The 13003-nt window shown below is 71.5% G+C and carries 8 protein-coding genes and 1 pseudogene; 6 read left to right on the forward strand and 3 right to left on the reverse strand.

Features of this window, described 5'->3' with window-relative positions; genetic code table 11:
• Positions 1-71: 71 nt before the first annotated feature.
• Positions 72-296 (reverse strand): annotated as a pseudogene (locus OG611_RS22380) (helix-turn-helix domain-containing protein); the annotation flags it as partial.
• A 171-nt stretch (positions 297-467) separates the two neighbouring features.
• Between OG611_RS22380 and OG611_RS22385 the strand changes: the two are divergent.
• The 6 genes from OG611_RS22385 (at position 468) to OG611_RS22410 (ending at position 9581) form a co-directional block, all read left to right on the forward strand.
• Positions 468-2726: a serine/threonine-protein kinase gene (locus OG611_RS22385; protein ID WP_266422975.1), complete on the forward strand. Its 2259-nt coding sequence runs from the start codon at positions 468-470 to the stop codon at positions 2724-2726.
• A gap of 615 nt (positions 2727-3341) precedes the next feature.
• The gene (locus tag OG611_RS22390) at positions 3342-4169 is read left to right on the forward strand and encodes a nucleotidyltransferase domain-containing protein (RefSeq protein ID WP_266422978.1); all 828 of its coding nucleotides are present in this window, start codon (positions 3342-3344) and stop codon (positions 4167-4169) included.
• 365 nt (positions 4170-4534) lie between these two features.
• The gene (locus OG611_RS22395) at positions 4535-5731 is read left to right on the forward strand and encodes a M20 family metallopeptidase (protein WP_266426102.1); all 1197 of its coding nucleotides are present in this window, start codon (positions 4535-4537) and stop codon (positions 5729-5731) included.
• A 13-nt stretch (positions 5732-5744) separates the two neighbouring features.
• A complete protein-coding gene (locus OG611_RS22400) occupies positions 5745-6701 on the forward strand; it encodes a GNAT family N-acetyltransferase (RefSeq protein WP_266422980.1) in 957 nt (318 codons plus the stop codon).
• A complete protein-coding gene (gene menC, locus OG611_RS22405) occupies positions 6698-7804 on the forward strand; it encodes an o-succinylbenzoate synthase (protein ID WP_266422982.1) in 1107 nt (368 codons plus the stop codon). The genes OG611_RS22400 and menC overlap by 4 nt, the downstream gene beginning before the upstream one ends.
• 106 nt (positions 7805-7910) lie before the next feature.
• Positions 7911-9581: a CdaR family transcriptional regulator gene (locus tag OG611_RS22410; RefSeq protein ID WP_266422984.1), complete on the forward strand. Its 1671-nt coding sequence runs from the start codon at positions 7911-7913 to the stop codon at positions 9579-9581.
• A gap of 22 nt (positions 9582-9603) precedes the next feature.
• On the opposite strand, the gene OG611_RS22415 is transcribed toward OG611_RS22410, so the two are convergent.
• Both OG611_RS22415 and OG611_RS22420 read right to left on the reverse strand, forming a co-directional pair.
• Positions 9604-11694, reverse strand: a complete 2091-nt coding sequence (locus OG611_RS22415) for a prolyl oligopeptidase family serine peptidase (RefSeq protein ID WP_266422987.1) — start codon at positions 11692-11694, stop codon at positions 9604-9606.
• Positions 11691-12977 carry an erythromycin esterase family protein gene (locus tag OG611_RS22420; protein ID WP_266422989.1) on the reverse strand — a complete coding sequence of 429 codons (1287 nt, stop codon included), beginning with the start codon at positions 12975-12977 and terminating at the stop codon, positions 11691-11693. The genes OG611_RS22415 and OG611_RS22420 overlap by 4 nt, the downstream gene beginning before the upstream one ends.
• Between the last annotated feature and the right edge of the window lie 26 nt (positions 12978-13003).

Raw genomic sequence — 13003 nt, forward strand, 5'->3', positions numbered from 1 at the left:
CCTGCAGTGGGCTCCGTGCGACGACCCGGTCAACCCGGGCGCCGAGTGCGCCACCCTCACGGTGCCGCGGCGTTCTGGCCGATCTTGCCGGGCTTGGGCCGGGGCCGGCGCTGGTCGTCCCAGCGCTGAGCGGCGTGGGGACGGTAGACCCATCGGGTGTGGTCACCGCGCAGGGGCATGCCGTTGCGGCGTATCTCCCGGCCGGCTGTGGACGGGCTGCGGCCCGGCCCGGCGGCGATGGTCCGGACGGACGCCTTCTCGCGCAGCCGGTCGGCCATGCGGAGGCGCTCGTCCTCGCCCCAAGTCCTCGTGGCGGGGCTTCGTCGTGTGCGGCACCGGAGCAGCCCTGGGCTCCCTGTTCGTCACCCGCTTTGCTCTGTTGTACTGACCTGCGGCTAGTTTGTGTGCAGGACAGGTACGCAGGCCCGTGGTGCCAGAGGTGCACGGGGGACGGGAGGTCGGGAAGAGTGTCGCTGCGCGGAGGTGATCCAGCCGAGATCGGCGGTTATCCGCTTGAGGCGCGGCTCGGCTCGGGTGGCATGGGCACGGTCTTTCTGGCCCGCACGAGCTCGGGGCGACCTGTCGCGATCAAACTGATCCACCAGCAGTTCGCGGGGGACGACGAGTTCCGCATCCGTTTCCGGCAGGAGGTGGCGGCGGCGAGGCGGGTGAGTGGTGCGTTCACCGCCGCCGTGGTCGACGCTGCCCCCGAGGCCGAGCAGCCGTGGATGGCGACGACCTATATCGAGGGACACACGCTCGCCCAGCGCATCGCGGCGAACGGCCCGCTGAACGGAGCGGAGCTGAGGAGGCTCGCCATCGGGCTGGCGGAGGCGCTGCGCGACATCCACCGGGTGGGGGTCGTCCACCGTGACCTGAAGCCCTCGAACGTCGTGCTCTCGCCCGAGGGCCCGCGCGTCATCGACTTCGGCATTTCGCGCGCCGTGGACCAGCAGACGCTGACGATGACAGGGCGGGTCATCGGTACGCCGCCCTTCATGTCGCCGGAGCAGTTGCAGGCGCCGCGTGGTGTGGGGCCGCGGTCCGATGTCTTCTCGCTGGGGACGCTGCTGGTCTACGCGGCGACGGGCCACGGCCCCTTCGACGCGGACAGCCCATACCTGACGGCGTACCAGGTGGTACACGAGGAGCCGTCGCTGGACGCCGTGCCGGTGGCCTTGCGCGCGGTTGTCGAGCCGTGCCTGGACAAGGATCCCGAGGGGCGCCCCTCGGCGGACGAACTCCTCGTGCTGCTGCGGGACCTGCCGACCGACCTCGGCGGGACCGACGCGAACGGGGTTGGCACGGGCCGCACCCGCGACATGATCACCCAGCATCACTTCGCGACGCCGGCCACCCCGGCGCCGACTGCCCCGACCACAGCCCCGGCGCCGACTGCCCCGGCCGGTCCCGACGCAGGGAGCACCGGCATCCCCATCGGCCGCCGTCTGCGTCGCCGATGGCGCCCCGTGCTCGCGGCCGCGGTCGCGGTGGCAGCGATCGGCGGGGGAGCCGCCGCGCTCAAGGCGGGCGCCTTCGGGGGGAACAGCGGCGGCGACCAGGGCAACAGCGTCGCGGCGCCGGGTGCCGCACTTCCGGACGGCTTCCGGCCGTGGCGCAAGACTGTGCAGGGCGGCCAGGAGGACATCCCCGACGAGCTGCGTTGCGTCGCGCGCGGCGACGCGCTGTTCTGCGGGGGCGGCGGTGTTGTCGCGACCCGTATCAGGGCCTCGGACGGCTCGCGGGTGTGGACGGTGAAGAGTCCGGGCGTCCCCGTCCAGGGCATGCACCTGGTGGGCGCCACCGACGACACGGTGCTCGGTTACCGCTTCGCCGCCCAGGACGCCCCGCAGGGCCCTCCCAGTGAGGTGGTGGCCATCGACGCGAACAATGGCCGGGAGCTGTGGTCCGTGCCGTCCGGCGCCCAGTCGAAGGCCGTCACGGGTCGGACGCAGGACGCCATGGTGGTCGGCTCCGCCGTTGTGACGGTCGATGCTTCCAACTCCCGCTTCGAGGCCCGGGACGCGCACAGCGGTGCGGTTACCTGGCAGACGCCGTTCCCCGCGGGCACACAGTGCGCTCCCGTCCCGGTGGGCCCGCAGCTCTTCGCGATGTGCGCGACGGATGCGGAGGTGGATGCCTCAGAGGTGCGCCACTCCACCCTGTACACGGTCGACCGCGCCTCGGGGACACTGGGCAGGCCCATCGCGGTCAACGGCCCCGCCGTGCCGATGGGGGTCGCCAACGGCAGGCTCGTACTCCTTCAGGGGCACATGGAGGGACCGGCGCTGGCCGGCTACGACGGAGTGGCGCGGGTCGACCCGGCCTCGCGGAAGGTCACGTACTCCCGGCTGGCCGAGACATACGCGGGGACGCCCGGCATGGCGGACGGCACGCTCTACGTGAGCACGCAGACCGGTCTCGTCACGGCGCTCGACCCCGCGACCGGCCGGAAGAAGTGGTCCCGGCAGACGGGCGTGGAGGGGGCGTCGGGTCCCGCGGCGGGAGCCGACGCGCTGTATTTCAGCTCGGCCACCGGCCGGGTGGTCGCGCTGTCGCCGCACGACGGCAAACCCCTGTGGACAACAGATCCGCAGGCCGATGGTTTGACGGGCGAGCAGGGCGCAAGTCCGCGCGTGACTGTCGCGGGGCGTGCAGTGATCGTGGCCGCGGCCAAGAACACTCTCTTCGCCTTCGACGCGCAGAAGCCGCCGAAGTCGGGCTGACCCTCGGCGTAACCGGCCGCCGGCCGCCTTCCTGGCCGTGCGGACACTTCAGCGGCCCACTCGGTCGTCTGCACAGTGAGGTCGCGTCTTGTGCGAGTGCGCCGCGCCCGTGGCGTTTCTGGTGCCAAGGGCTGTCCTGTAATCCCTGGCGGGCGCGCGGCGTCAGCCACGGCACCTCGCCGCGTTGTCGGGACGCCCGAATACATCCAGTATTCGGGCGTCCCTCCGCCTTGCGATGCACCGCATCCGAGGCCGCGCGCCGATCCACCAGGGATTACGGGACAGCCCTTGGCGAATGCTCGGTTCGTGGTCCCGCCGCGGTGCGCCACTCCGGCTTTCGGCCGTCACCGTGACCGGTCTCATGACGCGTGCGGGCATTCCTTCTCCAAGAGCAGTCCGTCACATACTGTCGCTGGTGAAATATCACTGTCATCGATAGGGCGCGACCAATCAATTGACCTCGCGCGCCGAGCTGTTCAAGGCAACCGGAAGAGGGGACGAGCCCGAGCGTGGGCAAGGTCCTGCCTGCCGCAGCGGCATGGCGTCGGCTTCGGCGGACGCCATGTATACACGACGAAAAGTGCGAAGAAAGGCGTCGAGTTGACTTCTCCATGCGTGAGCGATCCTGACCAGGAACCGTGGATTCTCGCACGGCGTTTCGCGAATCGACTGGCCGACGCCCTGGGCGACACTCTCCGTGATGTCGTGGTGGTGGGATCCGCGTCGCTGGGCGACTGGCAGGCGAACAGCGACATCGACCTCGTCTGTGTGGTGGCGAGGGAATTGGATTCACGGGCACGCGACGCCGTCTCGCCGCTGCACGAGAACTCCAAGGACGAATACGGTCACACGATCGATGCGATGTACGTGACAAGAGACGGTCTGGCCAAGGGCCCTGACACCCTCCAGTCCGTCGTGGCGTCGGTCGCCGGAACCCTGCATCCCGAGTCGACGGACGGACCGATGAACTGGGCGACCTGGCTCAACATCGTCCAGTCCGGTGTCCGTGTCCCCCTCGCCGAGGACGGGGCGATGACGGCGGTGGATCCGAGGAGCGCCGGGATGCCGATCGAGGAGGAGACCGCGCGCGACGGGGCGATCAGGTTCTCCCGCGCCAATCTCGACCAGTACTGGCGCAACAGGATCACGTTGTCCGAACAGATCTACCTGCACAACGAAGCGGCCCACCCGGTGTCCACGTTCGAGGTCGAGTGGATGTCCCTGGGGCCGGCTCGCCTGCTGGCGACGGTCCTCACCGGGCGCATCGTCTCGAAGTCGGAGGGCGGCGAGCTGGCCGCCGACGGGTCTCCGGAGTTCCGGCCGCATCTCACGCAGGTGCTCGACGCCCGCAGGGGGGCGGACGTCACAAGGACGTGGAGCCGCGGGGACCTGGAGCGTTCGCTCGACCTCGCCCGCATCTGCGTGCGACTCGGCGCGGGGTAGGGCGGCCAGACGGTGGAAGGCGGCGGTGAGTTCCCTGGGTTCGGCGGTAGCCGGCTCGCCGTCCAGCAGCAGGACGCGGGTCCAGGCCAGAAGGTCGATGGCCGCGAGGCTGAGCTCGAACCAGGCGGCGTCGACGGAGAACAAGCGGGATGGGAAGAGCCCGTCCGGTTCATCGCCCCACCCCAATCGAGCACATCGATATTGGCCGAGCGGACAGCTCCCACCGCGGCGCAGTTCACGATGCTGGGCAGATGCGTCGACTGGAGGTTTCCGCCGTGACAGAACACCGCGCCGTGGTGAATCGAACCACTGGGCAGGAGGACGGTGCCCGGCCGGAGAGCCGGGAACGAGAGCGTGCGGCCGCGATGATCGCAGACATCGAGCGGCTGGTGCGCTGCGAGTCCCCCTCGGACGACCTGGCCGCGGTCGCCCGCAGCGCCGAGCTGGTGGCCCGGATCGGCGCCGGTCACCTCGGGGCCGAGGCGGAGCGGGTAGTCATCGACGGATGCACGCATGTGCGATGGCGCTTCGGCCGGACCCCGCGCGTGCTGCTCATCGGGCATCACGACACGGTGTGGCCGGTCGGGTCGTTGAAGAGCCATCCGTTCGAGGTTCGCGACGGAGTGCTGCGCGGACCCGGTTGCTTCGACATGAAGGCCGGCCTGGTGATGGCGTTCCACGCCTTGGCGGACCTGATCGGCACGGGGGCACGGACGAGTGTGTCCGGACCCGGGGCCGCGCATCCGCTGGACGGTGTGACCCTCCTCATCACCGGTGACGAGGAGCCGGGTTCGCCCTCGTCCAGGGAGCTCATCGAGGGCGAGGCCCGCTCCCACGCTGCCGCCCTCGTACTGGAGGCCGCCGGACCGGGTGGGGCCCTGAAGACGGAACGCAAAGGGGTGTCGCGCTACGAGGTGCGGGTTCGAGGACGTGCCGCCCACTCCGGCCTTGAGCCGGAGCGCGGCGTGAACGCGACGATCGAGGCCGCCCACCAGATCCTGGCCGTGGCCGCACTGGGCGATGCGGCACACGGTACGACTGCCACGCCGACCCGCCTGGAGGCGGGCACCACGAGCAACACCGTCCCCGCCTCGGCACGCTTCGACGTCGATGTCCGCATACGGGACGCGGCAGAGCAGCACCGTGTGGACCGAGCGATGCGCGACCTGCGGGCCCGGTCGGCCGGCGCAGCCGTGGAGGTCGCAGGTGGTCCGAACCGGCCGCCCTTGCAGGCCACCGCATCGAAGGATCTCTTTGCGCGGGCGTGCCGGCTCGCGACGGACCTCGGGCTCGGCCCGCTCACGCAGGTGGCCGTCGGCGGAGCCTCCGACGGAAATCTCGCCGCGGGAGTCGGCACCCCCACCCTCGACGGCCTGGGAGCGGTAGGCGGCGGCGCGCATGCCGACGACGAACATCTGCTCGTCGCGGAGCTGCCGCGGCGGACCCGACTGCTCACCGCGTTGGTGGCCGACCTCCTGGCACCGCAGGACGGCTGTCCGCCCGGACGAAGCGGGAGCCCGCATCCTGTGCCCTCGAACCAGCTGCGCGAAGATCGGGGTTGAAACCATGACCCGCGTGACCGATCTCCTGCGCGACCGCACCGAATCCCCGCCCGTCGACGCGGCGTACGCCGCGGCTGAGACCGCCGCGCGCGTCGCGGGCATCGACATCCGTTCCCTGGACAGTGTCAGTGAGCTTGAGGCCGCTCGGCGCCTGTACGAGCAGATCTGGCGCACCGGCGAGAACAGTCCGGTGGTGACCGCCGACCTGCTGCGTGCGCTGGCGAAGGCGGGCAGTTACGTCAGCGGCGCCTTCGTGGGGGACGAACTGGTCGGCTCCTGCTTCGGGTTCTTCTCCCCGCCGGCGCGCGCGGCCCTGCACAGCCACATCGCAGGGGTGCTGCCCCACGTGCGGCGGCGCAACGTCGGCTTCGCCCTGAAACTGCACCAGCGGGCCTGGACAATGGCGCGGGGTGTGGGCGAGATCTGCTGGACCTACGACCCCTTGGTGCGCCGCAACGCGTACTTCAACATCGCCAAGCTCGCTGCCGAGCCTGCCGAGTACCTGCCGGACTTCTACGGCCCCATCGACGACGGGATCAACCGCAGCGACGACAGCGACCGGATTCTGGTGCGGTGGCGTCTGGCGTCCCCGGACGCCGAGTCGGTCTGCGCCGGGCGGCCCAGACCGGCCGACGCGGAAGTCGCCCGGTCGCGCGGAGCGACCGTCGCCCTCGGAGTCTCCGCCACGGGCGCGCCGTCGGTGGGGCGCACCGGCGCCAACGCACACACCGTACTGGTGGCCGTACCCGAGGACATCGAGGCACTGCGCGAGAGCGACCCGGCGAGCGCCGTGAGCTGGCGCACGGCGGTACGGGACGTGCTGGGCGGACTGCTCGCCGACGGCGCGCGGGTGCGCGGCTTCGACCCGGCGGGCTGGTACGTCGTGGACCGCGGAAGCCCGACGCAGGTCGCCGACAGCACGCGCCGGCACGGAACACACCACAACGAAGCGCCCCAGGAGACAGCGTGAAGGTCACCGGAGTCGAACTGCGCACCATCAAGGCACCCCTCGTATCCCCGTTCCGCACCTCGTTCGGCACCGAGACCGTGCGGGAGGCCCTCCTGGTGCGTGTCGTCACCGACGAGGCAGAAGGCTGGGGCGAGTGCGGCGCGGGCACCGCTCCTCAGTACTCGTCGCAGTACACGCACGCCGCCGCGGACGTTCTCAGCCGCTTCCTGGTCCCGGCGCTCGCCGGAGTGGCCGACCTCGACGCCCACCAGGTCGCCCCGGCTCTGGCCGTGTTCAAGGGGCACCGCATGGCCAAGGCCGCCCTGGAGACGGCGGTGCTGGACGCGGACCTCCGGGCCCGGGGAGTGCCCCTCGCACACGCCCTCGGCGCGGTCCGCGACAGAGTGCCGTGCGGGGTGTCGGTGGGGATCACGGAGTCGATCCCCGCGCTCCTCGACGCCGTCGCCGGATATCTGGACGCCGGCTATCTGCGGATCAAGCTGAAGATCGAACCCGGCTGGGACATCGAGCCGGTGCGCGCCGTCCGCGAACGGTTCGGCGACGTCCCGCTGCAGGTGGACGCCAACGCCGCCTATCGCCGCGGCGACGCCCGCCATCTGGCCCGGCTCGACCCGTTCGCCCTCCTGATGCTGGAGCAGCCTCTCGCGGAGGACGACCTCCTCGGCCACGCGGAACTCGCGAAGCGCATGACCACCCCGATCTGCCTCGACGAGTCGATCGTCTCCGCCCGCGCCGCCGCCGACGCTCTCGCGCTCGGCGCCTGCCACGTGGTCAACATCAAGCCGGGCCGCGTCGGCGGCTATCTGGAGGCGCGGCGGATCCACGACGTCTGCGCGGCGCACGGCGTCCCCGTCTGGTGCGGCGGCATGCTCGAGACGGGACTGGGCCGCGCTGCCAACGTGGCGCTTGCCGCGCTGCCCGGGTTCGTGCTGCCCGGCGACACCTCGGCCTCCGACCGCTACTACCGGACCGACATCACCGCACCGTTCCACCTCGTGGACGGACACCTCGCCGTGCCGACCGGGCCGGGCCTCGGCGTCACCCCCCTCCCGGAGATTCTGGACGAGGTGACGGACTCGACGACCTGGGTGCCCGTCCCCTGAAGCCCTCACCGCGCCGGCCCGTTCGTCCGTGTGGACGAACGGGCTGGCATCATTACGTCATGAGCGACCAACTCCGATGCCGGTGGGCCGGGCTAGTTTCGGCCCCGTGCTCATTCCCGTGACCAGCCTTCCGCGAGCAAGCCTCGCGCGTGTCCTGGAGGAACTCGGTTCCACCCTGCTCGACGTGGTCTGCGGTGACGTGGAACGCGCCGACGGCATCGGCGGCGTCGTCATCCACGACCCACTCGACGAGCCGGAACTCCCGGACAACGCACTGGTACTGGGCGTGGCCCTGCACGACCTCTCCGACATCGCCCGAGTCGTCACCCGCCTGGGGCAGCGCGGCGCCGCCGCCCTGGTGGTCCGCGCGCCTGTCACCGCCGACGATGCGCTGATCGATGCGGCCGAGGCGTCGGGCGTGGCCGTGCTCTCCTTCGCCCGCGGCGCCTCCTGGACGCACCTGGCGGGGATGCTCCGGACGCTGACGACCGACAGCAACCGGCATGACATGGATGGTCACACGGCCGACCGGATCGAGTCCGGCGACCTCTTCGCGGTCGCCAACGCGATTGCCGCGCTGCTCGACGCGCCCGTCACCATCGAGGACCGCAACTCGCGCCTGCTGGCTTTCTCCAGCCGGCAGGAGGACATCGACACCTCGCGGGTCCAGACGATCCTGGGCCGGCAGGTCCCCGAGCACTACACGCGCATCCTTGAGGAACGCGGGGTGTTCCAGGCGATCTACCGCAGCGACCGCCCCGTCTTCGTCGCGTCTCTCCCCGAGTCGGGCGACACGACACAGCCGCCCGAACTGCCGCGCGCGGCGATCGCCGTGCGCGCCGGGGACGAGATCCTCGGCGCGATCTGGGTGGTCGTCGCCGAGCCGCTGAGCGAGGACCGCAGCGAAGTGCTCTACGAGGCGTCCAAGCTGGTCGCGATGCACATGGTGTGGCAGCGCGCGGACGCGGACATGGAAAGGCGGCAGCGCGCGGAGCTGCTGGCCACCGCACTGGAGAGCGGCCCTGGATCACCCGAGGCGATCCGCCGCCTCGGCCTGAAGGACGAGCCCGCCGTCGTTCTCGCACTCACCGTCGTCGACGCGGCGAATGAACACCGGCTGCCCGCCCGTACCGCCACCGAACGCAAACGCCTCACTGACGCGTTCGCCATGCATCTGGCCGCGGTGCACCCGCGCGCCACCGCGGCGCTGATCGGCGACATCGCGTACGGCATCCTGCCCCTTCTTCCGCAGAACCGGCACGATGCCGAGGAACGGGCGGCCCGCATCGCCACCGAGTTCCTGGCCCGCGTGGGTTCCCGGCTGCGCCCCGTGATCGGCGTAGGGCCGTACGCCGAGGACAGCGCGGCGCTGGCCCGGTCGCGTACCGGAGCCGAACGGGCGTCGCGCGTCCTGCGGTCGGGAACCGCCGGGCAGCCGGTCGCCCGCCTGGACGACGTCCACGTCGAGGCACTGCTGCTGGAGCTCGCCGACCTCGTCCCGCGCGGGGACCTGCCCAGTGGCGTCGTCGCACGCGTCATCGCCTACGACGAGATCCACGAGACCAACCTGGCCGAGACGCTGCGGAGTTGGCTCGACGCCTTCGGCGATGTCGCCACGGCCGCCGCCTCGATGTTCGTGCACCCCAACACGTTCCGCTACCGGCTTCGGCGCGCGGCGGAGGTCGGCCGGATCGACCTCCATGATCCGTCCGCGCGTCTCTCGGCCATGCTGCAGCTGCACCTGATGTCGCTCAGGTCCGCCCCGGACGGCGGATGAGCGGACAGGCCGTCCCGCCCGCTCATCCGGAAGCTTCCTGACGGCCCAGGCCGAGTGTCCTGATCAGAAAGGCCAGCCACTCGGCGTCCTGTGCGGTCGCGACCTCGTACGACGTCGCCGCGCCGTGCCCGGCGTTGTCGAAGACGTGCAGGAGGACCGGCGCGTCCCCTTCCTGTGCCGCCTGCAGCCGGGCGGCGAACTTGCGCGCATGCCAGGGAGGACACCGCGGATCGGTCGCCCCGGCCTGAAGATAGATCGCCGGGAAGACGCCGGGCCCGACCAACTGGTAGGGCGAGAGCCGCAGCAGCCGCCGTACTTCCGCAGGATCGTCCGGATCCGCCCACGCCTTGCGGATGACGAAGTCCAGATAGGGATCGCGGGTGCCCCCGATGAGGTCGAGGAGCGGCGCCATCGGCAGCACGGCACACCACAGCTCGGGGCGCGTCGTGAGGGCGACCCCGCACATGAGACCACCGTCGGAGCCACCGGTCAGCGCGAGCCGCTCGGGTGTGGTCAGCCCTGTGGCGATGAGGTGCTCGGCGACGGCGATGAGGTCGCGGTCGCGCACATGCTTGCGTTCCCGGTGCGCGGCCAGGTACCAGTCGCGGCCGAACTCGCCGCCCCCGCGCAGATGCGCCTGTACGAGCACGCCGCCGGCCGCGACGAAGGCGGCCATCTCGGGCTGGTACTGCGGCAGCAGAGGCACGTTCGCCGCACCGTACGCGGAGATCAGCGTGGGCGCGGGCCGCGTCGGGTCGCTGCCCGCCGGTCGCACCACGTGGTAAGGGATCTCCACGCCGTCGGGTGCGACGGCCCGCTCGAACGTCACGTCGGCGTCGAGGGTGACCGCCGGGGCCGACAACGTCTCGATGTCCGCCTCTCCCGGACGGTGCCGATAGACGCCCCAGGAGCTGGTCGGGGTGGAGAAGGCGAAGACGAAGTCGTCCGGGGGAGAGCCCACGGCCAGGCCGGTCAGGGCGAAGAACGGTGCGGAGAGCGCCCCCTGCCCGGGTAGCGGAACCTCCCCGGTGACGGCGCCGGAGCGGTCGAGGATCCGTACCCGGGCGCACGTCCGGTCGAACTCACTGAGGTACAGATGGTCACCGACCGGGGACAAGGACCGCAGCACCGTCTCGCCCTCCGGCACCAACTCCGTCCACGCGGCGGGGTCGTTGGGGTCGGCGGCGTCCAGCGGGAGCGCAACCACGCGCCCGCGTGGTGCCGCTACGTCGGTCACCGCGATGTAGCGGTCGCCGACGATGTGTCCGGCGACGGTCCCGGCGCATTCGGTGACGAAGGGACGCCAGGGGGCGGCGGGCCGGGACAGATCGCGTACGGCGACCGGAACAGGACTGCCCACCCGGTGACTTGCGACGGCCCAGCGGCCGTCGGCCGAGAACTGCACGAGTGTGTACTCCTGGGAGCCCTCACCGACCGGGATCGGTTCCACCACGGTGCTGCCCGCGCTGTCCCGCGTGGCGAGCCGGTGACGGTACACGGCCTGCCGGAACTCATGCGGCGAACCGGTCAGGGCGAGGAAGGAGAAGCCGCTGCTGTCGGGCAGCCACGACACACCACCGGCCCACGCGCTGTGCAGGACCTGTCGCGGCGCGCCGTCCAGTACGCGCCCCGAGTCCACCTCGATGAGCCGGACCGTGTTGTGCTCGCTGCCGTCGGTACAGACGCCCAGGGCCAGGACGCGACCGTTCGGCGACGGCGCGAGCCACGACAGGAACGCGGGGTTCTGCCCGTCGCCGAACGCGGTCAGGTCGACCACCGGTCGGCCCGCGCCGAACGGCCGGTCGGCGACGACCACGCTTGGCGCCGCCGCACCGGGTGCGTTCACGGCGCGGAACCAGCGGCCCGCCGCGAACCTCGGCAGTGCCGGGCGGGACCCGGCACCGTAGGTCTCGATCAGCTTCCGTACGGCCGCAGGGTCCTGCCCGTCGTAGGCGATCGAAGTGGCGAGTTCGGCCTGTCGGCGCTGCCACCGCTTTACCTCGTCGGTCTCCGGCTCCAGCCACCGGTACGGGTCCGGCACCCGGACGCCCGCGACGTCCTCGAAGGCGTCGACGGTCCGCGCGGGCGGATACGGCGGAGGGCTGCTGTTCACTGTGACTCCGACTCCTCGGTGTCCCGGAGACCGTCGAGGTCTCCGGGACGCATGGACTGATCTGCTGGTGCATCTGCGTCCGGGGCCGCCTCGAAGCCCGCTCGCGCGGCCGCGACGAACTCGGCACGCAGCCGCTCGAACGCCCCGGGGATCCGGTTCACCTGCCGGACGTGGAGCAGTGCGTCGTAGGCGGCCGGGAAGTCGTCGACGGGGTCGAGCTCCCCACCGGCGAGCGTCCCCTCGACGCCGTCGAAGAACCCGGCGGGCGCGCGGCGCGGATCGAGGAGGGTCACCCCCGGGCCGAGACGGTCGAGCCGCGATTCGACGGACTCCGGCGTCAGGGTCCGCGCCCCGAGCGTGACGTCGCAGTCGAACGGACGCGACGACCGCTGGGTGAAGGTGACTTCGGGCCCGGAGCCGTACGTCATCCCGATGACGACGAGGTCCGCTCCCAGCTCGGAGGAGAGCAGACCGCCCAGGGTCGGCCGACCGTGCAGCGGTGTACGGCGGACGTGTGCGTTGTGGGCGCTCACCACGATGCGCCGCTCCCGGCGCAGGATCCACTCCACGCTGCGCGCCATGAACGCCTCCCGCGGATAGGGACCCTCCGCGGAGGTCCCGTCCTCGTCGGCCTCGGCGACGAAGGCTTCGAGCGAGGCCGCGCACCACAGGGCGATCTCGGCGTCCTCGTCGTCCGGGCCGCTGTGCCGGCGGTATCGGAGTGCGCGCTCGTCCAGTCCGCGAAGGCCGTCGAGCAGCCGGGCACGGTCCGGGGAGGACAGCGCCGCGTAACGGACCGCCGCCTGCGACCGGTCGCCCAGGTCGCTCAGCCGCCGCAACTCCTCGTCGCCCGGACGTGCGGGCAGCCGGTCGAGGCAGGCACGGACCGCCGGGCCGGGGGAGGTGGACGAGCCGGGCAGGTCCATTCCGTAGAAGGCGACCTTCGCCGACCCGCCGGAGTTGCGCCGACGCATCCAGCGCAGTTGCCTCCGCATCGGCTCGCACTCGCCGAAGCGGTAGGTGACGCCGTCCTGGGCGACGGTCTCGACCCGTCCCGGCCCGCCGTCGACCCACTCGTCGACGGCCAGCCCCTCGGCGAATCCGGACTCCAGGACCAGCCCGGTGAACCCGCACTCCCGGACCAGGAACCGGAACAGCAGGTCCCTGAGCCCGTAGAATTCCGTGATGTTGTGCGCGCCCTCGCCGAGCGCCACCACCCGTGCTCCGCCGATCAGTCGACGCAGCGCAGCCATGTCCGCAGACGTGTCGTGGAACGTATCCATGACGGCTCACCACCTTCCCGCGCGCG

Source organism: Streptomyces sp. NBC_01363 (genome assembly GCF_026340595.1).
Taxonomy (GTDB): Bacteria; Actinomycetota; Actinomycetes; order Streptomycetales; family Streptomycetaceae; genus Streptomyces.

Excerpts from the sequence above, each read along its gene's own strand:
- OG611_RS22395 (WP_266426102.1), top strand. The coding sequence starts at position 4,535 with ATGATCGCAGACATCGAGCGGCTGGTGCGCTGCGAGTCCCCCTCGGAC.
- OG611_RS22420 (WP_266422989.1), bottom strand. The coding sequence starts at position 12,977 with ATGGATACGTTCCACGACACGTCTGCGGACATGGCTGCGCTGCGTCGA.